The organism is Kitasatospora sp. NPDC004669 (assembly GCF_040609455.1).
In the GTDB taxonomy this organism is placed as follows: domain Bacteria; phylum Actinomycetota; class Actinomycetes; order Streptomycetales; family Streptomycetaceae; genus Kitasatospora.
In genome coordinates this window covers 173,341-200,272 of the sequence record NZ_JBEXKB010000006.1, presented here as the reverse complement: position 1 = coordinate 200,272, position 26,932 = coordinate 173,341, and the positions used below count along the sequence as shown (strand labels likewise).

Genomic DNA, 26,932 nt, shown 5'->3' with positions numbered 1-26,932 from the left:
TCTGCTCCCGAGGCGCGTCCGGCGGGTGGCCCCGCGGAGGCGCCCGGAAGCGGCGTACGCGGTCGGGCACCCGCCCGGGGGGCCGCGCGTGCGAGTGCGAGGGGAGCGTGCGGGGCATGCGGGCACTGGGGGCGGACGACCCGCGCCAGGTGGGCGCCTACCGGCTGCTGCGGCGGCTCGGTTCGGGCGGGATGGGCCGGGTCTACCTCGGCCGGACGGCCGGCGGGCGCACCGTCGCCGTCAAGGTGGTGCGCTCGGAGTTGGCGGACGACGCCGAGTTCCGCGCCCGGTTCCGGCAGGAGGTGGCCGCCGCACGGCGGGTCGGCGGCAGCTGGACGGCGCCCGTGCTGGACGCCGACACCGAGGGCGGGCAGCCCTGGGTCGCCACCGGCTACGTGGCGGGCCCCGCGCTCACCGTCGCCGTCCAGGAGTACGGGCCGCTGCCCGAGATGGCCGTCCGCGCGCTCGGGGTCGGGCTCGCCGAGGCGCTCACCCATGTGCACGGGCTCGGCCTGGTGCACCGCGACGTCAAGCCGTCCAATGTGCTGCTGACCCTGGACGGGCCGCGGCTGATCGACTTCGGGATCGCCCGGGCTCTGGACGCGACCAGCGGTTTCACTCGTTCAGGCTATGTGGTCGGCTCGCCGGGCTTCATGGCGCCCGAACAGGCGAACGGGCAGCCGGTCGGACCGGCCGGGGACGTCTTCTCGCTCGGCGCCGTGCTGGCCTTCGCCGCCACCGGCGTGCACCCCTTCGGCGAGGGGGTCAGCGCGGCCGTCCTGCTCTACCGGGTGCTGCACGAGGAGCCGGACGTCTCCGGGCTGGCCGAGCCGCTGCGGGCGATCGTCCTCGACTGCCTGGCCAAGGATCCGGGTGCCCGGCCCACCCCGCAGCAGCTGGCGGCCCGGTTGGACCCGGACGGCCTGGGCACCGCCCGGCTGTGGGGCTTCCTGCCGCCCGCGCTGGCGGCGGGGGTGGGGCGCAGCGCGGTGGAGCTGCTGAACCTGGAGGGGGAGCCGGAGGAACCGGGGGAGGCGGGGGCGGCGGCGGTTGCGGTTGCGGCGACTGCGTCCGCAGGGACGGAGGACGAGGACGGGGCCGAGGTGGTGGCGACGCCGACCATGCCCCCGTGCTACTACCCGCCAGGGGGATTCGGGCAGACCACGACGCCCGCCAAGCCGTGGTGGCGGCGGCGGGCCGGGGTCGTGACGACGGCGGTGCTGACGGCTGCGGTGCTCGGGGGTGTGGGGTACGGGCTGTACGAGCGGTTGCACCGCGACGATCCGGTGGTGCCGACGGTGCGGCCGATAGCGGTTCCGTCCGTCGACCCGAGTGACGCCATCGCCTCGCCCGGGGCCTTCGTGCCGGGCGGCACGGACACCCCGTCGGCGTCCGCGTCCGTCTCCGCGTCGGCCTCGGCGCCCGCGACGGGCGGGCCGAACGCGGTGCCGGCCGCGTTCCTGGGCACCTGGAGCGGGGACATGGTCACCGACAAGGGCCTGCCCGGCGGCACCACCACGCTCACCGTCCGCCCGGCCGCGATCGGTCAGGAGAGCACCACCAGCCGCAACGGTCTCTCAGGCCTGATCTCGATCAGCTGTGAGGGCGCCTGGACGCTCAAGTCGGTGTCCGACACCAAGCTGGTGTTCCAGTCCCGGCTGGTGCACTCCTCGATCCCCGGCGCCTGCACCGGCGGCGCCTTCGCGGAGACGCTCACCCTGCAGGCCGACGGAACGATCAAGTTCAGTTCCGCCGATCCGGCGGCCGGGAACCCGGTCGGGACGATGCGCAAGGTGAACGGGGCGGCGGGCTGAGGGTGCCCGAAAGGCCTGGCGTAGGCTGGTTCGGCCGTACCCGAGTAGCACTTGAGAGAGAGAAGGCCGCCAGGTGACCGAGCTCGCAGCGACCACCCTCGATGCGTCCAGCACCGACCTGCAGGCCGTGCTCGACCGGGCCGCCGCCGGCGGCCGGATCACTTCGGAGGAGGCGCTGGAGCTCTACCGCTCGGCGCCGCTGCACGCGCTCGGCTCCGCCGCCGACGCGGTGCGCCGCCGTCGCTACGCCGGTACCGAGCACATCGCGACGTACATCATCGAGCGCAACATCAACTACACCAACGTCTGCGTGACGGCGTGCAAGTTCTGCGCCTTCTACGTGCCGCCGAAGAGCGACAAGGGCTGGTCCCGCGAGCTCGACGAGATCCTGCGCCGCTGCGCCGAGACGGTCGAGCTGGGCGGCACCCAGATCATGTTCCAGGGCGGCCACCACCCGGACTACGGCGTGGAGTACTACGAGCGCGCGTTCTCGGCGATCAAGGCCGAGTTCCCGCAGCTGGTGATCCACTCGCTGGGCGCCTCCGAGGTCGAGCACATGTCCCGGATCTCGAGCGTCTCCGTCGAGGAGGCCATCACCCGGATCCACCGGGCCGGCCTGGACTCCTTCGCCGGCGCCGGCGCCGAGCTGCTGCCGGAGCGGCCGCGCAAGGCGATCGCCCCGCTGAAGGAGTCGGGCGAGCGCTGGCTGGAGATCATGGAGATCTCCCACGGCCTCGGCGTGGAGTCCACCTCCACCATGCTGATGGGCACCGGCGAGACCAACGCCGAGCGGATCGAGCACCTGCGGATGATCCGTGACGTGCAGGACCGCACCGGCGGCTTCCGGGCCTTCATCCCGTACACCTACCAGCCGCAGAACAACCACCTGAAGGGCTCGACCCAGGCCACCGTCTTCGAGTACCTGCGGATGATCGCGATCGCCCGCCTGTTCCTCGACAACGTCGCCCACATCCAGGGCTCCTGGCTCACCACCGGCAAGGAGGCGGGCCAGCTGTCGCTGCACTACGGCGCGGACGACCTCGGCTCGGTCATGCTGGAGGAGAACGTCGTCTCGGCGGCCGGTGCCAAGCACCGCTCCAACCTCACCGAGCTGATCCACCTGATCCGGGCCGCCGACCGCGTTCCGGCGCAGCGTTCGACCACGTACGAGCACCTGCGGGTGCTGGACGACCCGGCGAACGACCCGGTCGACCCGCGGGTCGCCTCGCACATCGCCTCCACGGCGATCGAGGGCGGCACCGCGCACCCCGAGTTGAAGATCCTGGACAACTGAGTCCGCGCCGGTGCTGACCCTGCACCGGGCGGCCCTCGTGCTGCCCGACCCGGCCGATCCCACCGCCCCGTCCTTCGCCGACGGGGCGGTGGTGGTGCGCGGCGAGCGGATCGAGGCCGTCGGGCCGTACCCGGAACTGGCGGCGGCGCACCCGGCGGCCCGGGTCCGGGACTGGGGCGCGGCCGTGCTCACGCCGGGGCTGCGCAACCCGTACGGGCAACGGGCGTTGGAGCGGGACTACCATCCGGATCCGCGGGAGGGGATCGGCGTCGATCCGCTCGTGGACGAACTGGTGGGCTGCGCCGACGAGACCCGGTGCGGGGCGAGCGCCCGGCGCGGGCTGCAGCGGATGCTCGGCTTCGGGGTGACGGCGGTGGCCGGGCCCTTCCAGCGGGCCTCGGTGCGGACGGCGGTGGCGCGTTCGGGGCTTGTGACGCTGCCGGGGCAGGCGGAGCCCGAGGCGGGGCCGCTGGACCCGCTGGCGGTGCTGCCGCTCGCGCGGGCCGTGCACGGGCGGGTGGCGGCCGGGGGTCGGGCGGACTTCGCGGTGTTCGCGGTTGAAACCGAGGGGAACTCCGGGCCGCTGCCGGGCGGCTGTCTGGCGACCGTGCTGGGCGGGCGGTTGGTGTACCGGCGGCGCTGACGCCCTCGGCGGATGCGGGCCGGTGTGACGTACTCGTCAGTAGTCGGATCGTCTTGCGGCGTACGGAACTTCCTTCGTGTGCACCCGAACTCCCGGGCCCACCCCGGGGGGTGATTGCCCCTTCGCCGTGACCTGAGGGCCCGCCAGCGGATACGATCCCGGACAGCTCACTCCGTACCCTCACCACACCACCGCCCGTGCCCGCGGGCGGCGGGGCCGTGTCCCAAGGCCCCGGAGGCAAGCCAGGACAGGAACCATGCGAACCGCGACCGTCCCCCCGCCGCGCACCCCGCGGTTGGGCCGTGGTTGGTACCTCGCCGCCGTGCTCAGCGCCGTGCTGGCCGTCGGCATGTGCCTGCTCGGTTGGCGCCAGGCCGACCAGGCCGACCGGATCGGGGCCCACCCGGTGAGAGTCGAGGGCGTCGTCACCCAGCTGCCGACCGGCGGCGGCACGTACAGCGCCGTCAGCTACAAGGTGAGCGGCCAGCCGCACACCGCGGCCGCGCTGCCGCTGGCCGACGGCGCCAAGCTCGGTGACCCGGTCTGCCTGGAGCACGCGGCCGACGACCCGGGCGCGGTGCGGATCTGCGGCGACACCTACCCCCAGCCGGTCGGCGTGGGGCTGGCCCGGTTCAGCGTGCCGGTGGCCGTGGCGCTCTTCGCGATCTGCGTGCTGCGCATCCGGCGGCACCGGCGGGCCGTCGCGGTCCGCGCAGGGCAGGGAAAGCTCGCCGCCAACCTCGCGCTGGCCACCGAGGCGCTCGCCGAGGGGATGCCCGCGATCACCCACGGCAAGCGCTCCCGGCGCCGGCGGCGCGCGGGCGGGCGGCGCGGGTCACACTGACGCCGCTGGACGGCGCCCGGTGTGCCCCGTTGGTCGGCGCGTCCGTTCCAGGGTGAAGAATGGGTTCGTGACCCGAGCCTCTCTGGACAAGCAGCCGCACGAAGTCGCCGCCATGTTCGACGACGTCGCGGCCAAGTACGACCTCACCAACGACGTGCTCTCCCTCGGCCAGGCCCGCGCCTGGCGCCGGGCGGTGGCCGAGGCGGTGGCCGCCGGACCGGGGGACCTCGTGCTCGACCTCGGGGCCGGCACCGGTACCTCCTCGCTGCCCTTCGCCGAGGCCGGGGCCAAGGTCGTCCCGTGCGACTTCTCGGTCGGCATGCTCGCCGAGGGCAAGCGCCGTCACCCCGAGCTGCCGCTCACCGCCGGCGACGCCACCCGGCTGCCGTTCGCGGACGACACCTTCGACTCGGTGACGATCTCCTTCGCGCTGCGCAACGTCCAGGAGACCGTGGCGGCGCTGCGCGAGATGCACCGGGTCACCAAGCCCGGCGGCAAGCTGGTGATCTGCGAGTTCTCCACGCCGACCTGGACGCCGTTCCGCACGGTCTACACCGAGTACCTGATGCGTGCGCTGCCGCCGGTGGCGACCGCCGTCAGCAGCAACGCGGACGCGTACGTCTACCTCGCCGAGTCCATCCGGGTCTGGCCGGACCAGCCCGCGCTGGCCACCAAGCTGCAGGAGAGCGGCTGGTCGAAGGTGGCCTGGCGCAACCTCACCGGCGGGGTCGTGGCGCTGCACCGGGGCTACAAGCTCGCGTAGCGGGTAGCGGGTAGCGGGTAGCGGGTGCGGTAGGGCGCGGGGGTCTCCGGCGGTGTGAGCGGAACTAGACTGCCGGAGACAAAAGCCGCCGTTCCCCCCGCCGCAGCTCCAGGAGTGTGTCCACGTGTCCGAGACCGCAGCCGATCTGACGAAGCCGGACAGCACGGTCGAGAGCACCGCCGACGTCATCGTGGTCGGCGCGGGCCCGGCCGGCTCCACCACCGCGTACTACCTGGCCCAGGCCGGACTGGACGTGCTGTTGCTGGAGAAGACCGCCTTCCCGCGCGAGAAGGTCTGCGGCGACGGCCTGACCCCGCGCGCCACCAAGCAACTCGTGGACATGGGCATCGACGTCTCCACCGAGAACGGCTGGCTGCACAACAAGGGCCTGCGCATCATCGGCGGCGGCGTCCGACTGGAGCTGGACTGGCCCGAGCTGTCCTCGTTCCCGGACTACGGCCTGGTCCGCAAGCGCGCCGACTTCGACGAGCTGCTGGCCCGTCAGGCAGAGAAGGCCGGCGCCCGGCTCTACGAACGCTGCAACGTCAGCGGGCCGGTCCTGGACGACCGGACCGGCCGGATCGTCGGCGTCACCGCCAAGCTCGGCGACGAGAAGCGGCCGGTCACCTTCCGTGCCCCGCTGGTGGTCGCCGCCGACGGCAACTCCACCCGGCTCTCGCTGGCCATGGGCCTGCACCGGCGCGAGGACCGCCCGATGGGCGTCGCCTACCGCACCTACTTCAACTCGCCGCGCCACGACGACGACTACCTGGAGTCCTGGCTGGAGCTGTGGGACACCCGCGGTGGCCAGCGCAAGCTGCTGCCCGGATACGGCTGGGTCTTCGGCATGGGCGACGGCACCTCCAACGTCGGCCTCGGGATCCTCAACTCCTCCTCCGCGTTCGGCGAGCTGGACTGGCGCGAGGTGCTCAAGGCCTGGTGCGCGAGCATGCCGGAGGAGTGGGGCTACACCCCCGAGAACATGACCGACCCGATCCGCGGTGCCGCGTTGCCGATGGCCTTCAACCGGCAGCCGCACTACACCCGCGGCCTGCTGCTGGTCGGCGACGCTGGCGGCATGGTCAACCCGTTCAACGGCGAGGGCATCGCCTACGCGATGGAATCCGGCCAGATCGCCGCCGGGGTCATCACCCAGGCCCTGGCCCGGGTCACGGTCGGCGGCCGGGAGCGGGCCCTGCAGGCCTACCCGCGCATCCTCAAGGACGTGTACGGCGGCTACTACACGCTGGGCCGCGCCTTCGTGAAGCTCATCGGCAACCCCAAGGTGATGCAGCTGGCCGCCCAGCACGGGCTGCCCCGGCCGCTGCTGATGCGCTTCACCCTCAAGCTGCTCGCCAACCTCACCGACCCGCAGGGCGGCGACGCGATGGACCGCGTGATCAACGGCCTGACCCGGGTCGCGCCCAACGCCTGACCCGGATCCGGTGCCCGACGAGGGTTCGGCGCCCAACGCGGGTTCGGCGTTGGGCGCGGATCCGGCGGCTAGCGCGGGTCCGGCGCTGCCGCCTCGGCAGTCTCCGTAGCCTCCGCCGCCGCAGTCTCCGCCGCCCCCAGGGTGTCGCGGGAGGCGGCGGAGCGCTGCTCGACGTAGGCGAGGCGCTCGGCGAACACCCGGGCCGCGTCCGGGGTGAGCGTCCGCAGGGCGACCAGGGCGCTGAAGACGACGTCGCAGAGCTCGTGCTGGACGTCCTCCCAGGTGTGGGTGACGCCCTTGCGCGGGTTCTGGCCGGTGGCGCCGATCACCGCCGCGCCGACCTCGCCCACCTCCTCGGAGAGCTTGAGCAGCCGCAGCAGGCGCTCCTCCTGCGGCGACTGGGTGCTGTGCTCGTCCAGCCATGCGACCAGGTGGTCGACGCTCTCCCAGATCCGGCTGTCCATGCGGTGCTGCTCCCCTGCGGTGTGGTCGGTACTGCCACCGTACGGGAGCGGTGCGACGCCGGGCTCAGCGCTTGCTGATCTTCACATGGCGGATGTTCACCGGGACGTTGGGGAAGCCGTCGCCCGGGTTGTTCTGGTCGTCCTCGCCGGCGGCGGCGATCTTCTGCAGGACGTCCAGACCCGAGGTGATCCGGCCGAACGGGGTGTAGGCGGGGGAGAGCTTGGTGTCCTTCCAGACGAAGAAGAACTGGCTGCCGTTGGTGTTCGGGCCGGCATTGGCCATGGCCACGGTGCCGGCCGGGTAGGTGGCCCCGCTGAGGTTCTCGTCCGGGAAGGAGTAGCCGGGGCCGCCGCTGCCGGTGCCGGTCGGGTCGCCGCACTGCAGGACGTAGATCCGCTGGGTGGTGAGGCGGTGGCAGTGGGTGCGGTCGAAGTAGTCGTGCTCGGCGAGGAAGCGGAACGAGAAGGAGGTGCAGGGTGCCTTGTCGGTCAGCGCCTCGAAGGTGATCGGGCCCTGGTTGGTCCGCAGCGTCGCGTGGTAAGGCTGGGACGCCTTCTTGGCGTCGAAGACCGGGATGCCCTTGAAGTTGTCGGCCGGTACGGCGGGTGTGTAGGTGCAGGTCGCGCCCGGGGCGGGGGTGGCGTCCGCGGGGGCGGCGACGGCGGTCCCGGTGCTCGCCGCGAGCGGGAGGGCGGTGGCGGCGGCGACCAGCGCCCAGTGCTTGCGCTTCACGTGACGGGCCTTCCGTGGGGTGGTGGACGGCATGCTTGTCATGGAGGCATCATCCACGGCCGGGTGGGTCTCCGGTAGGGGGCGGGACGGACGGGGCCGGTTCGGTCGCGATGTGTCGATTGTGCGTCAGTTGCCTTCCGGGTCAGCCTGGATGGTGGTGAACAGCCCGGCGCGGGCGGCCAGGGCGGCGGCGTCGGCGGCTCGTTCGGCGGTGCGGGCGTCCAGTGGCTCGCCGGTGACGAACAGCCGGAAGTAGAGCGGGGCGGTGGCCGCCCGGACCACCTCGGCGCCGTCCGTCCCGGCGGGCAGGTCACCCCGGGTGGCAGCCCGTTCGGCCACCTCGGCGGCCTGGCGGTGGCGGGCCGCGAAGAAGGCGCGCAGGGCGGCGGCGCCGACATCGGAGCGCTGGGCAGCGGAGATCAATGCGGTGGGCGTGGGGCCGAGTTCGGGGTCGGTGAAGACGTCGAACACCTCCCGGGTGATCCGGCGGAGGTCCTCCCGGAGGTCCCCGGTGTCGGGCAGCGGCCAGGGCTGGTCGGCAGAGGCGGCGAGGGCCTCCGCGACCAGGCCGTCCACCCCGCTCCAGCGGCGGTAGAGGGTCGCCTTGTGGACGCCGGAGCGGGTGGCGACCGCCTCCACGGTCAGTCCGTCGTACCCCTTCTCGGTGACCTCGGCGAGCGTGGCCGCGACCACGTCCGCTCGGACCCGGGCGCTGCGGCCGCCGGGGCGCGAGGCGGGGGTGTGGGGCGGCTGCTCGGGGTGAGTGGCTCCGGTCAAAGTCGACTCCAGTCGCATTAAGGCTTGCTGTGGGGCGGCGGTCGTGCCATGCTCATCGTAATGCGACCTAAGTCGCATTACGAGAGGAGCTTGTGTGACCGCCGCCGCCATTCCCGACCCCGCCGTGCTCCACCCGCTCGCCGGCCACGACCGGGTCGTCCTGCTGCGGCCGCTCGTCACCGACCCGCGGATCGAGGTCGGCGACTACACCTACTTCGACGACCTCGACGGCGCCACCCGCTTCGAGGAGCGCAACGTCCTCTACGCGTACGGCCCCGAGCGGCTGGTGATCGGCAAGTACTGTGCGATCGCCACCGGGACCCGCTTCCTGATGGCCGGTGCCGCCCACCCGACCATCGGCGTCTCCACCTTCCCCTTCACGATGTTCGGCGGCAGCTGGACCGAGCGGACCCTCGACATCGTCACCGGCCTGCCCAGCCGGGGCGACACCGTGATCGGCAACGACGTCTGGTTCGGCTTCGGGGCCACCGTCCTGCCCGGGGTCCGGATCGGCGACGGCGCGATCATCGCGGCCGGTGCGGTGGTCACCGCCGACGTCGAGCCCTACACGATCGTCGGCGGCAACCCCGCCCGTCCGATCCGGCGCCGCTTCGACGACGCCGACATCGAGCGCCTGCTCCGCGCCGCCTGGTGGGACTGGCCGGCTGAGCTCGTCACCGAGCACGTCCGCGTCATCATGTCCGGAACTCCGGCCGAGATCGAGGCGATCGCCGCGGTGAACGGGCTGCTCGACGGCTGACCGGACCGGCCAAGCCGACCATCCGGTGTCCGGAACGGCATTGATCGCCGACGGTTTGGTGCGCGAGGATGGCGCTCCCCCGCTCCACGCTGTGCCTCGTCCACCGCCGGGCCTTCCGCCCGGCCACTGGGTCCGTCCGACGCCGTACGGTACTCGCGCCCGCCGGTTCCGCTCGCTCGGAGGGATCTTCGTCATGCCTGCCTCCCCGTCCAAGGACTCGTCCTCGTCGGCCCTTCGTGATCTTCCGGTGCTGCTCGTGGCGGTGGTGTGGGGGTCGAGCTTCCTCGCCGTCCAGCGGGTCGCCGAGCCTGGGACGGTCGTGGCGATGCTCGTGCTGCGCTTCGGGCTGGTGCTGCCGCTGCTAGGGGCGGTCGCCTGGCGGGCCCTGCGGAGGCTGAGCCGGGCGGAGTGGCTCGGCGGCGCCGCACTGGGGCTGGTGCTCAGTGGGATCTTCCTGCTGGAGACCTTTGGTGCCGTGCACACCTCCGCGACCAACGCCGGGCTGATCATCAGCCTCGCGATGGTGCTCACCCCGCTCGGTGAGAGCGCCCTCGGCCGGACCGCGCCACCGCGGGCCTTCCTGGCGGCCGCCGCGCTGGCCGTTCTCGGCGTCGCCCTGCTCACCGGCGACGGCGGGCTGCGTGCTCCCTCGGTTGGCGACCTGCTGGTGCTGGGAGCGGCCTTCGTCCGCTCGGCGTACGTCCTCGCGATGGCCCGCACCCGGGCCGTCCGCGATACCGACATGCTCGCCGTGACCTGGGTCCAACTCGCTGTGGCCACCGGAGTATTCGCCGTCGTCGCGCTGTCCGTTGGGCCGGCGCCGTGGACCGTCGCCCGTTCGTACGGGGCCGGCCAGTGGGCCTGGTTGCTGCACCTGTCCTTGTTCTGCACGCTGTTCGCCTTCTTCGTCCAGATGTGGGCCGTGCGGGCCACCTCGCCCTCCCGAGTGAGCCTGCTGCTCGGTACCGAACCGCTGTGGGCCGCGGTGTTCGGCATCACCGTCGCCGGGAACCGGATGGGCCCGCTCGCCCTGCTCGGCGGAGCCCTGGTGCTGGTCGCGACCGAGTGGGGCCGCCGCACCGCCCCCGTGCCGCGCCCGACCGGGGGCGAGGACGGGACAGGTGCCGGGGCGGACGCGGGGACGGATACGGGGGCCGGGGAACAGCGGCGGGAGCCGGCCCCGGCGTGATCCGTCGTCGTGGTCACCGGCGCCGCCACAGCGTCCGGCGGGCGTAGTCGATGGTGACCGCGCCGAGCAGCGGGCCCCAGACGACCAGGGGCAGGTAGGCGAGGGTCATCACCAGGGCGCCGAAGCCGCGCGGCGAATCCGGCTCGGCCAGGTTGCGGGCCCAGCCGCCGAACAGGGAGAGCATTCCCACCTTGGTCAGGATGGCCGAGCCGATCAGGGCCGGGATGACAGCGGTCAACGGGCGCACCCTCCGATCTCCGATCAGTGGGATCCAGCGGGGCACCACCTGGCCCCAGGGCCGGACCAGACCGACGGTCAGGAAGGCCAGCGCCTCGGTCAGCGCGCTGAGCACCACGCAGTAGACGGTGCCCCAACCCGGCTGGTGCTCGCCGTACGCCGCAGCCGTTGCGCCGGTGAAGCCGACCGGGACGCCGAAGCCGAAGGCGATCCGCCACACCCCGGAGGAGACGGTGCTCAAGGCGGCGGCCTTGGCGGCCAGTTGGGCCCAGCGCGGTGCGGGCGGGACGTCCGGGGCGGCCGCGCTGGCCGCCCCGGACGCATGGGGACGGTGGGCGGTGGTGCGGGCGTTGATCACGAGCTTGGACACGGCGGGCTCCCTTCCGGTCCGGCCCCTCGGCCGGTGCGATGACTCAAGACTGGAGGTCCGACAGGGGGCCACGGCAGTGCCGATCGGGCTGTTCCAGCTGCTCAACCGGCCTGTGAAATATGCCGATCGGCACAGGCGTGCCTGCTGGGGCACGTCGTAATGTGACGACAGTTGAAGAGTCGAAGAGAGGCGGTGGCGATGACTCAGATCCTGTCCCTGGTTGTCCCGGCCCTGCTACTGCCGGCCTGGCGCCTTCGCGGGCGGCACGGATCGGCGGCGGCGACGACTGTGCTGGGCGCGGTGTCGGTGGCGGTCTCGATCGCCGTCTGGTTCACCGGCCACTGGACGGAGGCGGACCGCTGGACCGGGTTGGTCGGTCTGGCCGAACTGGCCGCCCTGCTGCTGGCGGTGGTCCTCAGCCTGCGCGCCGAGGACGGCCCACGGAGCGCGGCGGCCGCCTGGACGGCGTGCGGAGCGGTCGCGCTCTGGCCGTCCCGGTTCGACGGGCCGGTCGACGTGCTCACGCTCTTCGGGTTCGGATCGATACTGTCCCTGCCGACGGTGCTGATCGGGCTCTACCTGCGGGGCCTGGACGAGGGCCGGGCCCGCGCGGTGGCCGAGGCCAGACGGGTGCAGCGGCTCGAACTGGCCCACGATCTGCACGACTTCGTGGCGCATGACGTCAGCGGCATGGTCGCTCAGGCCCAGGCGGGGGCGTACCTGGCCTCCATCGACCCGGCGCGGGCGGCCGAGATGTTCGAGCGGATAGAGCAGGCTGGGCAGCGAGCCCTGGCCTCGCTGGACCGGACCGTACAGCTGCTGCGCAGCGAGGAGGCCGGTGGCCGCAGTCCGCAGCCGGGTCTCGCCGAACTGGCCCGAGTGGCCGAGCAGTTCACCGCTGCGGGGGGCATCGAGGTCCGGTTGGAGCTGCCGGAGGGGCCGGTGCCGCGCGAGGTGGAGGGCACCGTTCACCGGATCGCGGTCGAGTCCCTGACCAATGTCCGTCGGCACGCCCCGGCCGCGCGGATGGTCGAGGTCCGCGCCCGCCGCAGCGGCGGACGGCTGGAGTTGACCGTGACCGACGACGGCGGGGCGCCGGCCCCGGACGGGCGTCCACGTCGGGGCGGCGGGAGCGGGCTCCCGGGACTGGCGGCCCGGGTGGAGGCCCTCGGCGGCTCGCTGGAAGCCGGCCCGTACGAGCGGGAGGGTTGGCGGGTGACGGCGGTGCTGCCGCTGGACACGGCCGCCGGTGGGCCGGAACGATCCGGGCCGGAACGATTCGGGCCGGAACGATCGCAGAGGCCGACGCGGGTCGGTACGGGGGAGGTGCAGGGATGAGCAGTGGTACGGGGCCGGTTCGGATCCTGATCGCGGACGACCAGGCGGACGTCCGCAGTGCGTTCCGGATGATCCTGGACGTCCAACCGGACATGATGGTGGTGGCCGAGGCGGCGGACGGCGCCGTGGCGGTGGAGGAAGCACGGAGACTGCGGCCGGACGTGGTGCTCGCGGACATCCGGATGCCGAAGCTCGACGGCTTGGAGGTCACCCGGCAGTTGGCCGGCCAGTGCAAGGTGATCGTGGTGACCACCTTCGACCTGGACGAGTACGTGCATGCGGCATTGCGGCACGGTGCGGCGGGGTTCCTGTTGAAGCGCTCAGGGCCGGTGCTGCTGATCGAGGCGATCCGGGCGGCGATGGCCGGGGACGCGTTGATCAGCCCGCAGGTCACCGTACGGCTCCTGCGGCACATGGCACTTCCGGGAGCGGAGCCGAAGCCCGGGGCGGCCTCAGGGGCGGGGGGCAGTGCGGCGTCGGCGGCGCCGCTGATAGCCGGGCCGGTGGAGGAACTGACCGCGCGGGAAAGGGAGATCGCCGAGCAGGTGGCGGACGGGGCGACCAACGCCGAGATCGGTGCGGGGCTGTTCATCTCGCCGGGGACGGTGAAGAACCACCTCGCCAGCATCCAGCGCAAGCTCGGCGTCCGTAACCGGGTGGGCATCGCGGCCTGGGCGTGGGAGCAGGCGGCCAGCAACCGGTAACCGGCGCCTGGCCCGCAGGGCGAGGAGAGGCGACCCCCGGGGCGGCGGCCGCGCGAGAGCGGCCCCGACCTCGCTCCCCGGCATGCCCGCGGGCAGCGGGCAGCCGACAGCAGGCGGGCATGCCGGGCAGCGGGCAGCAGGCGGCGGCTGCGGGCGGTGGACGGCGGGTGGCGGAGAAACCGGGGGCGGGCGGGGGAGGGGGAGAGGAACCCACCGGACGACAACCTCGCGCGCTTGTGAACGAAGGGTCAAGCAGGCGTTCAAGCCCCCGCCACCCCTGCGAGTGAGTCGCCATAACACGTCAACATGACGCCAGGAAATTTGCTCAGCGCGACGCATAGTTGATATAGGAACGTGCCGCTGACCAGCTACTTCAAAGGTAAATGCGACTGGTTGTGACCATTTGACTCCTTTGCGTTGACGACTCTGGGCATGTTCACATTCGACACCATTCACATGGTGTCGTAGATCACAAAGATGACGGTGAACCGCGTGTCGCAGATCACAAGCCGACGGGCATAGGATGCGCTCACTCCAGGCCTTGTGAACTGCCTCACATGAGGTGGATCTCGGGAACTGGAGCGCGGGTTCACCTCAGCGTGACCCGCCGGTTCCGATCTGCAGTCAAGGACGACTGGACGGAGGGAGCGGGGGCTATGAATGCCTACGCGCCGATCCTCGTACTCGGTGCCATCGCGGCGGCGTTCGCGGTCGGCTCCGTCGTGATGGCCTCACTCACCGGCCCCAAGCGCTACAACCGGGCCAAGTTGGAGGCGTACGAGTGCGGCATCGAGCCGACCCCGCAGCCCGTGGGCGGCGGTCGGTTCCCGATCAAGTACTACCTGACGGCGATGCTCTTCATCGTCTTCGACATCGAGATCGTCTTCCTCTACCCCTGGGCGGTGACCTTCGACGCCCTGGGGATCTTCGGGTTGGTCGAGATGCTGCTGTTCATCGCCACCGTCTTCGTCGCGTACGCCTACGTGTGGCGCCGCGGTGGCCTGGAGTGGGACTGAGCGCGGGGTGGTAGCCACACCCGTCGGCCGGTGCGTGAACGCTTGTGAACGAGCGGACAAGCCGGAACCGGTCGACGTACCAGCGGACTTGAGGGCATTGAGAGGGATCTGATGGGAATCGAGGAGAAGCTGCCGAGCGGCTTTCTGCTCACGACCGTGGAGACGGCCGCCGGCTGGGTGCGCAAGGCGTCACTCTTCCCGGCCACCTTCGGTCTGGCCTGCTGCGCGATCGAGATGATGACCACCGGCGCCGGCCGCTACGACCTGGCCCGGTTCGGCATGGAGGTCTTCCGGGGATCCCCCCGGCAGGCCGATCTGATGATCGTCGCGGGCCGGGTGAGTCAGAAGATGGCCCCGGTGCTGCGCCAGGTGTACGACCAGATGGCCAACCCCAAGTGGGTCATCTCGATGGGCGTCTGCGCCTCCTCCGGCGGGATGTTCAACAACTACGCGATCGTCCAGGGCGTCGACCACATCGTCCCGGTGGACATCTACCTGCCCGGCTGCCCGCCCCGCCCGGAGATGCTGATGGACGCCATCCTGAAGCTGCACGACAAGATCCAGCACGAGCCGCTGGGCGTGAACCGGCGCCGCGCCGAGGAACTCGGTGAGGCCCTCGCCCTCAAGGCCACCCCGATCAGTGAGATGCGGGGGCAGCTGCGATGAGCGAACAGCTACCCGAGACCCGTCGAGACCAGCCGGTCCGCGAGCTCCCGGTCGAGGTGGTCGGCCGCCGCCAGGGCATGTTCGGCGCCCACGGCAGCGGCGACACCTCGGGCTTCGGTGGCCTGGCCGCCCCGATCGTGCTGCCCGGCCCGAGCGGACGCCCGTACGGAGGCCCACGCGGCGGAGCCGCGGGATACGGCGTTTTCGACGAGGTCGCCGACGAGCTGGAGGGGGCTCTGGAGGAACAGGGCCTGGACCCGGCCGAGGTGATCGAGAAGACCGTGGTCGACCGCGGTGAGCTCACCTTCCACATCGACCGGGACCACCTGCTGAGGACCGTCCGGATCCTGCGCGACGACCCGGCGCTGCGCTTCGAACTGTGCCTGGGCGTCAGCGGCGTGCACTACCCGGGCGACAAGGGCCGCGAGCTGCACGCGGTCTACCACCTGCGCTCGATCACCCACGGCCGGCTGATCCGGTTGGAGGTCACCGCGCCGGACGCCGACCCGCGGATCCCCTCCGTGGTGAGCGTCTACCCGACCAACGACTGGCACGAGCGCGAGGTCTACGACTTCTTCGGCCTGGTCTTCGACGGCCACCCGGCGCTCACCCGGATCATGATGCCGGACGACTGGCTGGGCCACCCGCAGCGCAAGGACTACCCGCTCGGCGGCATCCCCGTCGAGTACAAGGGCGCCCAGATCCCGGCACCCGACCAGCGGAGGTCGTACAGCTGATGAGCACTCAGCACTACGAAGAGGCCGACGAAGAGACCCGCGGCGAGACCGAGGAAGCGCAGGCCCGCGAGACCACCGAGGGCCGGGTCTTCACCGTCACCGGCGGCGACTGGGGCGAGGTGGTCGAGGCGGTCGGCCGGGCCGATGACGAACGCATCATCGTCAACATGGGCCCCCAGCACCCGTCCACCCACGGCGTGCTGCGGCTGATCCTGGAGATCGACGGCGAGACGGTGAAGGAGGCCCGCTGCGGCATCGGCTACCTCCACACCGGCATCGAGAAGAACATGGAGTTCCGCAGCTGGGTCCAGGGCACCACCTTCGTGACCCGCATGGACTACCTGACCCCGCTGTTCAACGAGACCGCCTACTGCCTGGCGGTCGAGAAACTGCTCGGCATCACCGAGGACATCCCGGAGCGGGCCGACGTCATCCGGGTGATGATGATGGAGCTCAACCGGATCTCCTCGCACCTGGTCTGCCTGGCCACCGGCGGCATGGAGATCGGCTCCACCACCCTGATGATCTACGGCTTCCGGGACCGCGAACTCATCCTGGACGTCTTCGAGCTGGTCACCGGCCTGCGCATGAACCACGCGTACGTGCGCCCCGGCGGCCTCGCCCAGGACCTGCCGCCCGGCGCCGTCGACCAGATCCGTGAGGCGGTCAAGGTCTTCCGCTCCCGGATGCACGAGTACGACAAACTCGCCACCGGCAACCCGGTGTTCAAGGCCCGACTGGTCGACGTCGGCTTCCTCGACCTGCCCGGCTGCCTGGCCCTCGGCGCCACCGGCCCGATCCTGCGCGCCACCGGCCTGCCGCACGACCTGCGCAAGACCGACCCGTACTGCGGCTACGAGAACTACGAGTTCGAGGTCGCCACGGCGGACACCGCCGACTCCTACGGCCGCTTCCTGATCCGGCTGGAGGAGATGAAGCAGTCGCTGCGGATCGTCGAGCAGTGCCTGGACCGGCTGCGGCCGGGCCCGGTCATGGTGGCCGACAAGAAGATCGCCTGGCCCGCCCAACTGGCCGTCGGCCCCGACGGGATGGGCAATTCGCTCGACCACATCCGCAAGATCATGGGCACCTCGATGGAGGCCCTGATCCACCACTTCAAGCTGGTCACCGAGGGCTTCCGGGTCCCGGTCGGCCAGGCGTACGCGGCGGTCGAGTCGCCCAAGGGCGAGCTGGGCGTGCACGTGGTCAGCGACGGCGGGACGCGCCCGTACCGGGTCCATTTCCGTGATCCGTCGTTCACCAATCTGCAGTCGATGGCGGCGATGTGCGAGGGCGGCCAGGTGGCCGACGTGATCGTCGCGGTGGCCGGGATCGACCCGGTGATGGGAGGCGTGGACCGGTGACCAACGTCGAACTCGGACTGCCGGCGCTGCCGGCCCCGCCGTACCCCGAGGAGGTGCACACCCGGCTGGCCGCCGACGCCGCCGAGCTGATCGGCCGCTACCCGCAGGCCCGCTCGGCACTGCTGCCGCTGCTGCACCTGGTGCAGGCCGAGGAGGGCTTCGTCAGCCCGACCGGGATCCGCTTCTGCGCCGAGCAGTTGGACCTCACCACCGCCGAGGTCACCGCCGTCGCCACCTTCTACACCATGTACCGGCGGCGCCCGGCCGGGACGTACCACGTCGGGGTCTGCACCAACACCCTGTGCGCGGTGCTCGGCGGCGACCAGATCTTCGCCGAGCTCCAGCAGCACCTGGGCATCCGCAACAACGAGACCACCGAGGACGGTGAGGTCTCGATCGAGCACATCGAGTGCAACGCCGCCTGCGACTACGCCCCCGTGGTGATGGTCAACTGGGAGTTCTTCGACAACCAGACCCCGGAGAGCGCCAGGCAGCTGGTCGACGACCTGCGGGCCGGCCGGGAGGTGCGGCCCACCCGCGGCGCCCGGCTGTGCGGCTTCAAGGAGACCGCCCGGATCCTGGCCGGCTTCCCTGACGAGCGCCCCGGCGCCAACGACGAGTCCGGCGCCGGCGGCGCCCCCTCGCTGGCCGGCCTGCGGCTCTCCAGGGGCGAGGCCCTGCCCGGCACCGGCGGCACCAAGGTGGTCTCCCCGCGCCACGAGGAGCCCGGCCAGGAAGGGACCGAAGCGTGATGACCTCCGCCGAGCCGGCCGAGAAGCTGCTCACCCCCGTCCTGTCCGCCTCCTGGGACGACAGCCACCCCTGGACGCTCGCCACCTACCGCCGCCACCAGGGTTACGAGGGCCTCAAGGCGGCCCTGGCGATGCCCCCGGACGACGTGATCGCCCTGGTCAAGGACGCCGGCCTGCGCGGCCGCGGCGGCGCGGGCTTCCCCACCGGGATGAAGTGGCAGTTCATCCCGCAGAACGACGGCAAGCCGCACTACCTGGTGGTCAACGCGGACGAGTCCGAGCCGGGCACCTGCAAGGACATCCCGCTGCTGTTCGCCAACCCGCACGCGCTGATCGAAGGCATGATCATCGCCTCCTACGCGATCCGCTGCGACCACGCGTTCATCTACCTGCGCGGCGAGGTCGTCCCGGTGCTGCGCCGGCTGCACGCGGCCGTCGCCGAGGCGTACCAGGCAGGGCTGCTGGGCCGGAACATCCTCGGCTCCGGCGTCGACCTCGACATCACCGTGCACGCCGGAGCCGGCGCGTACATCTGCGGCGAGGAGACGGCGCTGCTGGACTCGCTGGAGGGCCGCCGCGGACAGCCGAGGCTGCGCCCGCCGTTCCCGGCGATCGCCGGCCTGTACGCCTGTCCGACGGTGGTCAACAACGTCGAGTCGATCGCCTCGGTGCCGCCGATCCTGGCCCGGGGCAAGGAGTGGTTCAAGGGCCTGGGCACCGAGAAGTCCCCCGGCTTCACGCTGTACTCGCTCTCCGGCCACGTCACCAACCCCGGCCAGTACGAGGCCCCGCTCGGCATCACCCTGCGCCAACTGCTGGACCTCAGCGGTGGCGTCCGCCCCGGCCACCGGCTGAAGTTCTGGACCCCGGGCGGCTCCTCCACCCCGATGTTCACCGACGAGCACCTCGACGTCCCGCTGGACTACGAGGGCGTCGGTGCGGCCGGCTCGATGCTCGGCACCAAGGCGCTGCAGGTCTTCGACGAGACCACCTGCGTGGTGCGGGCGGTCACCCGCTGGACCGAGTTCTACGCCCACGAGTCCTGCGGCAAGTGCACCCCGTGCCGCGAGGGCACCTACTGGCTGGTCCAGCTGCTCAAGCGGATCGAGGCGGGCGAGGGCGTCGAGGGGGACCTGGAGAAGCTCCTCGACATCGCCGACAACATCAACGGCAAGTCCTTCTGCGCGCTGGGCGACGGCGCGGCCAGCCCGATCGTCTCCTCGCTCCAGCACTTCCGGGCCGAGTACGAGCAGCACCTCGCCGAGCGCCGCTGCCCGTTCGACCCGGCCGCCTCCACCGTCTGGGCCGACGGCCCCCGCCCCGGCCACCAGTCCGCCACCGAAAGGGAGGTGCACGCGTGACGATCACAGAGCCAACCGCCTCCGAAACCGCAGTCGAACTGGTCACGCTCACCATCGACGGCGTCGAAGTGAAGGTCCCCAAGGGCACCTTGGTGATCCGGGCCGCCGAGACCATCGGCACCCAGATCCCGCGCTTCTGCGACCACCCGCTGCTGGACCCGGCCGGCGCCTGCCGGCAGTGCATCGTCGAGGTCGAGGGCCAGCGCAAGCCGGTCGCCTCCTGCACCATCCCGGTCGCCGAGGGCATGGTGGTGCGCACCCAGCTCAGCTCGCCGGTGGCCGAGAAGGCCCAGCGCGGCGTGATGGAGCTGCTGCTGATCAACCACCCGCTGGACTGCCCGATCTGCGACAAGGGCGGCGAGTGCCCGCTGCAGAACCAGGCGATGTCCACCGGCGGCGCGGACTCCCGCTTCGAGGGTATGAAGCGCACCTACGAGAAGCCGGTGCCGATCAGCAGCCAGGTGCTGCTGGACCGGGAGCGCTGCGTGCTGTGCGCCCGCTGCACCCGCTTCTCCCAGCAGATCGCCGGGGACCCGTTCATCGACCTGGTGGAGCGCGGGGCGCTGCAGCAGGTCGGCACCGGCGAGGGGGACGACTTCGAGTCCTACTTCTCCGGGAACACCATCCAGATCTGTCCGGTGGGCGCGCTGACGTCGGCGGCTTATCGTTTCCGCTCCCGCCCCTTCGACCTGGTCTCCTCGCCGAGCGTGTGCGAGCACTGCTCGGCGGGCTGCGCCCAGCGCACCGACCATCGGCGCGGCAAGGTGCTGCGCCGGCTGGCCGGCGAGGACCCGGCGGTGAACGAGGAGTGGAACTGCGACAAGGGGCGGTTCGCCTTCCGCTACGCCCAGCTGCGGGACCGGCTGACCACCCCGCTGGTGCGGGTGGACGGCGAACTGGTGCCCGCCTCCTGGCCGGAGGCGCTGGCCCGGGCGGCCGAGGGGCTGCGCGGGGCCCGTACCGGTGTGCTGGCCGGCGGCCGGGTGACGGTCGAGGACGCGTACGCCTACGCCAAGTTCGCCCGGGTGGTGCTGGGCACCAACGACGTGGACTTCCGGGCCCGGCCGCACAGCGGCGAGGAGGCGGACTTCCTGGCCGCGGCGGTCGCCGGGCACGGGGTGGACGTGGCCGGCGACGGGGTGACGTACGAGCGGCTGGAGCACGCCCCGGCGGTGCTGCTGGCGGGCTTCGAGCCGGAGGAGGAGTCGCCGATCGTCTTCCTGCGGCTGCGGAAGGCGGCCCGCGGCCGTGACCTGAAGGTGTACTCGGTGGCGGCCTTCGCCTCCCGGGGCCTGGCCAAGCTGCGCGGCGCGCTGCTGCCGGCCGCCCCCGGCACCGAGCCGGAGTGGTTCGCGGCGCTGGCGGCGGACGAACCGCTGAACGACGAGGCCGGGCAGGTGACCGAGCTGCTGCGCCGGCCGGGTGCGGTGATCCTGGCGGGCGAGCGGCTGGCCGCGATCCCGGGCGCGCTGACGGCGCTGCTGCGGCTGGCGCACGCGACCGGGGCCGAGCTGGCCTGGGTGCCGCGCCGGGCGGGCGAGCGCGGGGCGGTGGAGGCCGGCGCGCTGCCGGGCCTGCTGCCCGGCGGCCGGCCGGTGGCCGCTGCGGCGGCCCGGGCGGAGGCGGCCGCGGTGTGGGGGGTGGCGGAGCTGCCCTCGCTGCCGGGCCGGGACACCGACCGGATCCTGACCGCGGCCGCCCAGGGCGACCTGGACGCGCTGCTGGTCGGCGGGGTGGAGCCGGACGACCTGCCGGACCCGGCGCTGGTCGACGAGGCGCTGGCGGCGGCGCCGTTCATCGTGTCGTTGGAGCTGCGGCCCTCCGCGGTGACGGCGCGGGCGGACGTGGTGCTGCCGGTGGCGGCGGTGGCCGAGAAGGCGGGCACCTTCCTGGACTGGGAGGGCCGGGTGCGGATGTTCGAGGCCGCGCTCAAGCCGGACCAGCAGATGGGCCGCCACCTCCAGTCCGACCTGCGGGTGTTGACGATGCTCGCGGACGCGCTGGGCCACCGGCTGGGCCTCGCGGACGTCCGGGCGGCCCGGCTGGAGCTGGACCGTTTCGAGCCCTGGCAGGGCGACCGCGTGGCCGACCCGGCGGTGCACCCCGGTCTGCCGCCCCGGCCGGCCACCGGCCAGGCGGTGCTGGCGGGTTGGCGCCAGCTGCTGGACAACGGCGTGCTGCAGCAGGGCGATCCGCACCTGGCGGGCACCCGGCATCGGGCCGTGGCCCGGATCTCGGCGGCCACCGCGAAGGAGATCGACGCCGGTGCGGCCGCCGCGCTGCGGCTGACCGGCCCGGCCGGCTCGCTGGTCCTCCCGTTGGAGGTCACCGACTCGATCCCGGACCGTACGGTCTGGATCCCGCTCAACTCCACACCGGGCGGAGCCCACCGCACGCTCGGCACCACCGTCGGCCACCTGGTCACGATCGCCGCGGCCTCGCTGGAGCCGGTCGCCGTCGAGGACGAGGCCCGGTCCGGCCGCGAAGGGGAGGACCGATGACTCCGCAGCCGTACGAGACGCTCCACTTCTTCGGGCAGGACCCGTGGTGGCTGGTGCTGCTGAAGGCGGTGTTCTGTTTCGCGTTCCTGGTCCTGACGGTGCTGATCGCGATCGTCTGGGAGCGCAAGGTGGTGGCCTGGATGCAGTTGCGCATCGGGCCGAACCGGCACGGTCCGTGGGGCATGCTGCAGTCGCTGGCGGACGGCGTGAAGCTGGCGCTGAAGGAAGACCTGGTGGTCAAGGGCTCGGACAAGGTGGTCTACATCCTGGCCCCGATCGTCTGTGCCATCCCGGCCTTCATGGCCTTCGCGGTGATCCCGTTCGGCCCGGCCGGCAACGAGGTGTCGATCTTCGGCACCCGGACGCCGCTGCAGCTGACCGACTTCCCGGTGGCGCTGCTGTACATCCTGGCGACGGCTTCGGTGGGCATCTACGGGATCGTGCTGGCGGGTTGGTCCTCCGGCTCGACGTACCCCCTGCTGGGCGGGCTGCGCTCCTCCGCGCAGATGATCAGCTACGAGATCGCGATGGGCCTGTCCTTCGCGGCGGTGTTCATCTACTCGGGCTCGATGTCCACCTCGGAGATCGTGGCGCGCCAGCAGCCGACCTGGTTCGCGGCGCTGCTGCCGGTGTCGTTCATCGTCTACGTCATCGCGATGGTCGGTGAGACCAACCGGGCGCCGTTCGACCTCCCGGAGGCCGAGGGCGAGCTGGTCGGCGGCTTCAACACCGAGTACTCCTCGCTGAAGTTCGCGATGTTCATGCTGGCCGAGTACGTCAACATGGTGACCGTCTCGGCGGTGGCCTCGACCCTGTTCCTGGGCGGCTGGCGGGCCCCCTGGCCGGTGTCGACCTTCTGGGAGGGCGCCAACCACGGCTGGTGGCCCATGCTGTGGATCACGCTGAAGATCCAGCTGCTGCTGTTCTTCTTCATCTGGCTGCGCGGCACGCTGCCCCGGTTCCGCTACGACCAGTTCATGAAGCTGGGCTGGAAGGTGCTGATCCCGGTCTCGCTGGTGTGGCTGGTGCTGATCGCGAGTGTGCGGGCGCTGCGCAACGAGGGCTACGGCTTCGGCGAGGTGGTGCTGTACGTGGGTGCGCCGGTCAGCGTGATCCTGCTGCTGACGCTGCTGCGGGACTTCCTGAGGAAACAGCCCGAAGAAGCCGCGACGTTCGAAGACGGGGCGCCCCCGAAGGGCGAGTTCGACCCGATGGCGGGCGGGTACCCGGTGCCGCCGCTGCCCGGGCAGGTGCTTCCGCCGGTGCCGCGCCGGCGCAGCCGCGCCCCGAAGCAACTGCAGGACGCCCTCAACGGGGCCGACCATTCCGAAGGGAGCTGATCCGAGATGTCGTCCGACCAGACGGGCAGGGCCGAGCGGGCCGACCGGCCGTCGATCCTCGGCCCGGCCGCCGGCTTCGGCGTGACCTTCAAGGCCATGTTCAAGAAGCGGCTCACCGAGCAGTACCCGGAGCAGAAGAAGCCCACCGCTCCGCGCTTCCACGGCCGCCACCAGCTGAACCGGCACCCGGACGGCCTGGAGAAGTGCGTCGGCTGCGAGCTGTGCGCGTGGGCCTGCCCGGCCGACGCGATCTACGTGGAGGGCGCGGACAACCGGGACGAGGAGCGCTATTCGCCGGGTGAGCGCTACGGCGCGGTCTACCAGATCAACTACGCCCGCTGCATCCTGTGCGGGCTGTGCATCGAGGCCTGCCCGACCCGGGCGCTGACCATGACCAACGAGTACGAGCTCGCGGACTCCTCCCGCCGGGACCTGATCTTCACCAAGGAGCAGCTGCTGGTGGGGCTCTCCGAGGGCATGGTCGACACCCCGCACGCGATCTATCCGGGCTCCGACGAGGGCGCGTACTACCGGGGCGAGATCATCGCGGCGGCGCCCGGGACGGTCCAGCAGGAGCGCACCGACCGGGAGAAGGAGGTGCAGCAGTGATCACGCATCTCGCGGCCGGGACCGGGACGACCTCCACTGGTGAGGCCGTCCAGTTCTGGGTGCTCGCGGTGATCGCGGTCGGCGGCGCGCTCGGCATGCTGCTGATGCGCAAGGCCGTGCACAGCGCGCTCTGCCTGGCGGCCACCATGCTGTCGCTGGCGGTCTGTTACATGGCGCAGGGTGCGGTGTTCCTGGGCGTGGTGCAGATCGTGGTCTACACCGGCGCGATCATGATGCTGTTCCTGTTCGTGGTGATGCTGGTGGGCGTCACCAGCGAGGACTCGCTGAAGGAGCAGCTGAAGGGCCAGCGGTTCGCGGCGGTGCTGTGCGGGCTGGGCTTCGGCGTGCTGCTGATCGCCGGGATCGCCAACGCGAAGCTGAACCACTTCACCGGGCTGACCGAGGCGAACGCCGAGGGCAACGTGCCGGGCCTGGCCCGGCTGATCTTCACCCGCTACGTCTGGGCCTTCGAGGTCACCGGCGCGCTGCTGATCACCGCGGCGATCGGCGCGATGGTGCTGACCCACCGGGAGCACGTGATGGCCCCGAAGACCCAGCGCGAGCTGGCGGAGCAGCGGGTCAAGGACAACCTCCAGTTGCCGCCGCTGCCGGCCCCGGGCGTGTACGCCCGGCACAACGCGGTGGACGTCCCGGCGCTGCTGCCGGACGGCACCGTCGCCGAGGACTCGGTGATGGCGACGCTGCGCGAGCGCGGCCAGATCCGGGACGTCAGCCAGGCGATGCTGCAGCGGATGGCGGAGCTGGAGAACACCACGGCGGACTGGCTGGGCCGTCCGTCCTCGGAGCGGCCGGCGGTGGCGCCGCCGCGCAAGTCGCTGGAGCCGGCGGGCGCCGGCAACGGCAACGGCGGCAACAACGGCAACAACGGCAACAACGCCGGCCAGGCCGGCGGGGCGGACGAGGAGGGCGTGCGGTGAACCCGGTCAACTACCTGTACCTGTCGGCCCTGTTGTTCACCATCGGCGCGTCCGGGGTGCTGATCCGGCGCAACGCGATCGTGCTGTTCATGTGCGTGGAGCTGATGCTGAACGCCTCGAACCTCGCGCTGGTGACCTTCTCCCGGCTGCACGGGACCCTGGACGGCCAGATCATCGCTTTCTTCACGATGGTGGTCGCGGCGGCCGAGGTCGTGGTCGGCCTCGCCATCATCGTCTCCATCTTCCGGACCAGGCACTCCGCTTCGGTCGACGACAGCAACCTGATGAAGCTGTAGGCGGAGGGCCTTCGGTGAACTCTCTCATTCCGCTGCTGGTGGCGGCCCCGCTGGCCGGTGCCGCCCTGCTGCTGCTCGGTGGCCGGGCGCTGGACCGGTTCGGCCACTGGCTGGCCACCGCGCTCGCCGCGCTCTCGTTCGGCTTCGGCCTGGTGCTGTTCTCGGACATGCTCGGCCGCGACGCCGAGCACCGGGCGGTGGCCGAGCACCTGTTCAGCTGGATCCCGGTGAACGGCTTCCAGGCCGACATCTCCTTCCAGCTCGACCAGTTGTCGATGACCTTCGTCCTGCTGATCACCGGCGTCGGCACGCTGATCCACCTGTACTCGGTGGGCTACATGGCGCACGATGAGCGCCGGCGCCGCTTCTTCGCGTACCTGAACCTGTTCCTGGCGGCCATGCTGCTGCTGGTGGTGGCCGACAACTACCTGCTGCTGTACTTCGGTTGGGAGGGCGTGGGCCTCGCCTCGTACCTGCTGATCGGTTTCTGGCAGCACAAGCCGAGCGCGGCGACGGCGGCGAAGAAGGCCTTCATCGTCAACCGGGTCGGCGACATGGGCCTCTCGATCGCGATCATGCTGATGTTCGCCGAGTTCGGCTCCTTCGCCTTCGGCCCGATCCTCGGTTCAGAAGGCGCAGTCGGCGGGGCGTCCCAGGCCGGCGAGGGCAAGCTGACCGCGATCGGCCTGATGCTGCTGCTGGCGGCCTGCGGCAAGTCGGCCCAGGTCCCGCTGCAGTCCTGGCTCGGGGACGCGATGGAGGGCCCGACCCCGGTCTCGGCCCTGATCCACGCGGCCACCATGGTGACCGCCGGTGTCTACCTGATCACCCGCTCCTCGGTGATCTTCAACCTGGCGCCGGACGCGCAGACCGCCGTGGTGGTGGTCGGCGCGGTCACACTGCTGTTCGGTGCGATCGTCGGTTGCGCCAAGGACGACATCAAGAAGGCGCTGGCCGGCTCGACCATGTCGCAGATCGGCTACATGGTGCTGGCGGCCGGGCTGGGCCCGATCGGCTACGCCTTCGCGATCATGCACCTGGTGACCCACGGCTTCTTCAAGGCCGGGCTGTTCCTCGGCGCCGGGTCGGTCATGCACGGCATGAACGACGAGGTGGACATGCGTCACTACGGCGGCCTGTGGAGGCACATGAAGGTCACCTTCGTCACCTTCGGCCTCGGCTACCTGGCGATCATCGGCTTCCCGGGCCTGTCCGGCTTCTTCTCCAAGGACAAGATCATCGAGGCGGCCTTCGCCAAGGGCGGCACCGAGGGCTGGATCCTCGGCCTGTGCGCGCTGGTCGGCGCGGCCGTCACCGCGTTCTACATGACCCGGGTGATGCTGCTGACCTTCTTCGGCGAGAAGCGCTGGCAGCCGGACGAGGAGGGCAACCTCCCGCACCCGCACGAGTCGCCGAAGACCATGGTCATCCCGATGGTCCTGCTGGCGGTCGGATCGGTCTTCGCGGGCGCGGTGTTCGACTTCAACAACTCCTTCCTGAAGTGGCTGGAGCCGGTCACCGGGTACAGCGAGGGCGACTCGCCGCTCGGCTCGTGGACCGTCACCGGGCTGACCACGGCCTGCATGCTGGCCGGCGTCGGCCTGTCGTACCTGATGTACGGGCGCTCTCCCGTCCCGGTGGTCCCGCCGGTCGGCTCCCCGCTCACCCGGGCCGCCCGCCGCGACCTGCTGCAGGACGACTTCAACCACGCTGTGCTGGTGCGGCCGGGTTCGGCGCTCGCCGCGACGCTGGTCTACTTCGACAGCCGCGGCCTGGACGGCGTCGTCAACGGCCTGGCCGCCGCCATCGGGGGCCTGTCCAGTCGGCTGCGGCGGGTCCAGAACGGCTTCGTCCGCTCGTACGCGCTCTCCATGTTCGGCGGCACGCTGGTGCTGGTCGCCTCGACTCTCCTGATGAGGTCCGTGTGATGACTCGTCCTGAAACGCGTCGGGAGGTCAGGCCCATGAGCGAGCGAATCGTCGAATGC

The 26,932-nt window shown here is 71.6% G+C and carries 26 protein-coding genes; 22 read left to right on the top strand and 4 right to left on the bottom strand.

Annotation, left to right across the window (positions count from 1 at the left end):
- Positions 1 to 116: 116 nt before the first annotated feature.
- The 6 genes from ABZW30_RS07935 (at position 117) to ABZW30_RS07910 (ending at position 6,793) form a co-directional block, all read left to right on the top strand.
- A complete protein-coding gene (locus ABZW30_RS07935) occupies positions 117 to 1,814 on the top strand; it encodes a serine/threonine-protein kinase (protein ID WP_355670160.1) in 1,698 nt (565 codons plus the stop codon).
- 73 nt (positions 1,815 to 1,887) lie between these two features.
- Positions 1,888 to 3,108 carry a cyclic dehypoxanthinyl futalosine synthase gene (gene mqnC / locus ABZW30_RS07930; RefSeq protein ID WP_355670159.1) on the top strand — a complete coding sequence of 407 codons (1,221 nt, stop codon included), beginning with the start codon at positions 1,888 to 1,890 and terminating at the stop codon, positions 3,106 to 3,108.
- A gap of 10 nt (positions 3,109 to 3,118) precedes the next feature.
- Positions 3,119 to 3,751: a hypothetical protein gene (locus tag ABZW30_RS07925; protein WP_355670158.1), complete on the top strand. Its 633-nt coding sequence runs from the start codon at positions 3,119 to 3,121 to the stop codon at positions 3,749 to 3,751.
- A gap of 256 nt (positions 3,752 to 4,007) precedes the next feature.
- Positions 4,008 to 4,595: a hypothetical protein gene (locus tag ABZW30_RS07920; RefSeq protein ID WP_355670157.1), complete on the top strand. Its 588-nt coding sequence runs from the start codon at positions 4,008 to 4,010 to the stop codon at positions 4,593 to 4,595.
- Between the two features lie 67 nt (positions 4,596 to 4,662).
- Complete coding sequence (locus ABZW30_RS07915) at positions 4,663 to 5,358, top strand: demethylmenaquinone methyltransferase (protein WP_355670156.1); 696 nt, start codon at positions 4,663 to 4,665, stop codon at positions 5,356 to 5,358.
- Positions 5,359 to 5,503: 145 nt separating this feature from the next.
- Positions 5,504 to 6,793, top strand: a complete 1,290-nt coding sequence (locus ABZW30_RS07910; RefSeq protein ID WP_355670177.1) for a geranylgeranyl reductase family protein — start codon at positions 5,504 to 5,506, stop codon at positions 6,791 to 6,793.
- 68 nt (positions 6,794 to 6,861) lie between these two features.
- Here ABZW30_RS07910 and ABZW30_RS07905 read toward each other — a convergent pair whose 3' ends face one another.
- From ABZW30_RS07905 to ABZW30_RS07895, 3 genes are all read right to left on the bottom strand, one after another.
- The gene (locus tag ABZW30_RS07905; protein WP_355670155.1) at positions 6,862 to 7,257 is read right to left on the bottom strand and encodes a MazG-like family protein; all 396 of its coding nucleotides are present in this window, start codon (positions 7,255 to 7,257) and stop codon (positions 6,862 to 6,864) included.
- Positions 7,258 to 7,321: 64 nt separating this feature from the next.
- Positions 7,322 to 8,032, bottom strand: a complete 711-nt coding sequence (locus ABZW30_RS07900; RefSeq protein ID WP_355670154.1) for a peptidylprolyl isomerase — start codon at positions 8,030 to 8,032, stop codon at positions 7,322 to 7,324.
- A gap of 84 nt (positions 8,033 to 8,116) precedes the next feature.
- Positions 8,117 to 8,767: a TetR/AcrR family transcriptional regulator gene (locus ABZW30_RS07895; RefSeq protein ID WP_355670153.1), complete on the bottom strand. Its 651-nt coding sequence runs from the start codon at positions 8,765 to 8,767 to the stop codon at positions 8,117 to 8,119.
- A gap of 94 nt (positions 8,768 to 8,861) precedes the next feature.
- On the opposite strand from ABZW30_RS07895, the gene ABZW30_RS07890 reads away from it, so the two are divergent.
- Both ABZW30_RS07890 and ABZW30_RS07885 read left to right on the top strand, forming a co-directional pair.
- Positions 8,862 to 9,527, top strand: a complete 666-nt coding sequence (locus ABZW30_RS07890; RefSeq protein WP_355670152.1) for a CatB-related O-acetyltransferase — start codon at positions 8,862 to 8,864, stop codon at positions 9,525 to 9,527.
- Positions 9,528 to 9,720: 193 nt separating this feature from the next.
- Entirely contained in the window at positions 9,721 to 10,716 is a 996-nt protein-coding gene (locus ABZW30_RS07885; protein WP_355670151.1) for a DMT family transporter, read from the top strand.
- A 13-nt stretch (positions 10,717 to 10,729) separates the two neighbouring features.
- On the opposite strand, the gene ABZW30_RS07880 is transcribed toward ABZW30_RS07885, so the two are convergent.
- Positions 10,730 to 11,323, bottom strand: coding sequence for a hypothetical protein (locus ABZW30_RS07880; protein WP_355670150.1), 594 nt, complete (start codon positions 11,321 to 11,323; stop codon positions 10,730 to 10,732).
- A gap of 198 nt (positions 11,324 to 11,521) precedes the next feature.
- Between ABZW30_RS07880 and ABZW30_RS07875 the strand changes: the two genes are divergently transcribed.
- The 14 genes from ABZW30_RS07875 (at position 11,522) to nuoL (ending at position 26,873) form a co-directional block, all read left to right on the top strand.
- On the top strand, positions 11,522 to 12,661 hold the full coding sequence (locus ABZW30_RS07875; protein ID WP_355670149.1) for a histidine kinase: 1,140 nt from the start codon (positions 11,522 to 11,524) through the stop codon (positions 12,659 to 12,661).
- Positions 12,658 to 13,365, top strand: a complete 708-nt coding sequence (locus ABZW30_RS07870; RefSeq protein WP_355670148.1) for a response regulator transcription factor — start codon at positions 12,658 to 12,660, stop codon at positions 13,363 to 13,365. Before ABZW30_RS07875 ends, ABZW30_RS07870 begins: the two co-directional genes overlap by 4 nt.
- A gap of 656 nt (positions 13,366 to 14,021) precedes the next feature.
- A complete protein-coding gene (locus ABZW30_RS07865) occupies positions 14,022 to 14,381 on the top strand; it encodes an NADH-quinone oxidoreductase subunit A (protein WP_030060100.1) in 360 nt (119 codons plus the stop codon).
- Positions 14,382 to 14,492: 111 nt separating this feature from the next.
- Positions 14,493 to 15,047: an NADH-quinone oxidoreductase subunit B gene (locus ABZW30_RS07860; protein WP_031079294.1), complete on the top strand. Its 555-nt coding sequence runs from the start codon at positions 14,493 to 14,495 to the stop codon at positions 15,045 to 15,047.
- Positions 15,044 to 15,784 carry an NADH-quinone oxidoreductase subunit C gene (locus ABZW30_RS07855; protein WP_355670147.1) on the top strand — a complete coding sequence of 247 codons (741 nt, stop codon included), beginning with the start codon at positions 15,044 to 15,046 and terminating at the stop codon, positions 15,782 to 15,784. Before ABZW30_RS07860 ends, ABZW30_RS07855 begins: the two co-directional genes overlap by 4 nt.
- Positions 15,784 to 17,148: an NADH-quinone oxidoreductase subunit D gene (locus ABZW30_RS07850; protein ID WP_355670146.1), complete on the top strand. Its 1,365-nt coding sequence runs from the start codon at positions 15,784 to 15,786 to the stop codon at positions 17,146 to 17,148. The genes ABZW30_RS07855 and ABZW30_RS07850 overlap by 1 nt, the downstream gene beginning before the upstream one ends.
- A complete protein-coding gene (gene nuoE / locus ABZW30_RS07845) occupies positions 17,145 to 17,900 on the top strand; it encodes an NADH-quinone oxidoreductase subunit NuoE (RefSeq protein WP_355670145.1) in 756 nt (251 codons plus the stop codon). Before ABZW30_RS07850 ends, nuoE begins: the two co-directional genes overlap by 4 nt.
- The gene (gene nuoF / locus ABZW30_RS07840; RefSeq protein ID WP_355670144.1) at positions 17,900 to 19,261 is read left to right on the top strand and encodes an NADH-quinone oxidoreductase subunit NuoF; all 1,362 of its coding nucleotides are present in this window, start codon (positions 17,900 to 17,902) and stop codon (positions 19,259 to 19,261) included. Before nuoE ends, nuoF begins: the two co-directional genes overlap by 1 nt.
- Entirely contained in the window at positions 19,258 to 21,762 is a 2,505-nt protein-coding gene (locus ABZW30_RS07835; protein WP_355670143.1) for an NADH-quinone oxidoreductase subunit G, read from the top strand. Before nuoF ends, ABZW30_RS07835 begins: the two co-directional genes overlap by 4 nt.
- Positions 21,759 to 23,102: an NADH-quinone oxidoreductase subunit NuoH gene (gene nuoH / locus ABZW30_RS07830; RefSeq protein ID WP_355670142.1), complete on the top strand. Its 1,344-nt coding sequence runs from the start codon at positions 21,759 to 21,761 to the stop codon at positions 23,100 to 23,102. The genes ABZW30_RS07835 and nuoH overlap by 4 nt, the downstream gene beginning before the upstream one ends.
- A 6-nt stretch (positions 23,103 to 23,108) precedes the next feature.
- Entirely contained in the window at positions 23,109 to 23,711 is a 603-nt protein-coding gene (gene nuoI / locus ABZW30_RS07825; protein ID WP_355670141.1) for an NADH-quinone oxidoreductase subunit NuoI, read from the top strand.
- Positions 23,711 to 24,649 carry an NADH-quinone oxidoreductase subunit J gene (locus ABZW30_RS07820; RefSeq protein WP_355670176.1) on the top strand — a complete coding sequence of 313 codons (939 nt, stop codon included), beginning with the start codon at positions 23,711 to 23,713 and terminating at the stop codon, positions 24,647 to 24,649. The genes nuoI and ABZW30_RS07820 overlap by 1 nt, the downstream gene beginning before the upstream one ends.
- Positions 24,646 to 24,945, top strand: coding sequence for an NADH-quinone oxidoreductase subunit NuoK (gene nuoK / locus ABZW30_RS07815; protein ID WP_188309222.1), 300 nt, complete (start codon positions 24,646 to 24,648; stop codon positions 24,943 to 24,945). Before ABZW30_RS07820 ends, nuoK begins: the two co-directional genes overlap by 4 nt.
- A 14-nt stretch (positions 24,946 to 24,959) precedes the next feature.
- Positions 24,960 to 26,873, top strand: a complete 1,914-nt coding sequence (nuoL, locus tag ABZW30_RS07810) for an NADH-quinone oxidoreductase subunit L (RefSeq protein WP_355670140.1) — start codon at positions 24,960 to 24,962, stop codon at positions 26,871 to 26,873.
- Positions 26,874 to 26,932 lie beyond the last annotated feature (59 nt).

What these genes read in the sequence shown, in the direction of transcription:
- ABZW30_RS07935 (WP_355670160.1), top strand. Translation starts at nt 117, where the DNA reads ATGCGGGCACTGGGGGCGGACGACCCGCGCCAGGTGGGCGCCTACCGG.
- ABZW30_RS07920 (WP_355670157.1), top strand. Translation starts at nt 4,008, where the DNA reads ATGCGAACCGCGACCGTCCCCCCGCCGCGCACCCCGCGGTTGGGCCGT.
- ABZW30_RS07905 (WP_355670155.1), bottom strand. Translation starts at nt 7,257, where the DNA reads ATGGACAGCCGGATCTGGGAGAGCGTCGACCACCTGGTCGCATGGCTG.
- ABZW30_RS07900 (WP_355670154.1), bottom strand. Translation starts at nt 8,032, where the DNA reads ATGACAAGCATGCCGTCCACCACCCCACGGAAGGCCCGTCACGTGAAG.
- ABZW30_RS07885 (WP_355670151.1), top strand. Translation starts at nt 9,721, where the DNA reads ATGCCTGCCTCCCCGTCCAAGGACTCGTCCTCGTCGGCCCTTCGTGAT.
- ABZW30_RS07875 (WP_355670149.1), top strand. Translation starts at nt 11,522, where the DNA reads ATGACTCAGATCCTGTCCCTGGTTGTCCCGGCCCTGCTACTGCCGGCC.
- ABZW30_RS07870 (WP_355670148.1), top strand. Translation starts at nt 12,658, where the DNA reads ATGAGCAGTGGTACGGGGCCGGTTCGGATCCTGATCGCGGACGACCAG.
- ABZW30_RS07865 (WP_030060100.1), top strand. Translation starts at nt 14,022, where the DNA reads ATGAATGCCTACGCGCCGATCCTCGTACTCGGTGCCATCGCGGCGGCG.
- ABZW30_RS07860 (WP_031079294.1), top strand. Translation starts at nt 14,493, where the DNA reads ATGGGAATCGAGGAGAAGCTGCCGAGCGGCTTTCTGCTCACGACCGTG.
- ABZW30_RS07855 (WP_355670147.1), top strand. Translation starts at nt 15,044, where the DNA reads ATGAGCGAACAGCTACCCGAGACCCGTCGAGACCAGCCGGTCCGCGAG.
- ABZW30_RS07850 (WP_355670146.1), top strand. Translation starts at nt 15,784, where the DNA reads ATGAGCACTCAGCACTACGAAGAGGCCGACGAAGAGACCCGCGGCGAG.
- nuoF (WP_355670144.1), top strand. Translation starts at nt 17,900, where the DNA reads ATGACCTCCGCCGAGCCGGCCGAGAAGCTGCTCACCCCCGTCCTGTCC.
- nuoH (WP_355670142.1), top strand. Translation starts at nt 21,759, where the DNA reads ATGACTCCGCAGCCGTACGAGACGCTCCACTTCTTCGGGCAGGACCCG.
- nuoI (WP_355670141.1), top strand. Translation starts at nt 23,109, where the DNA reads ATGTCGTCCGACCAGACGGGCAGGGCCGAGCGGGCCGACCGGCCGTCG.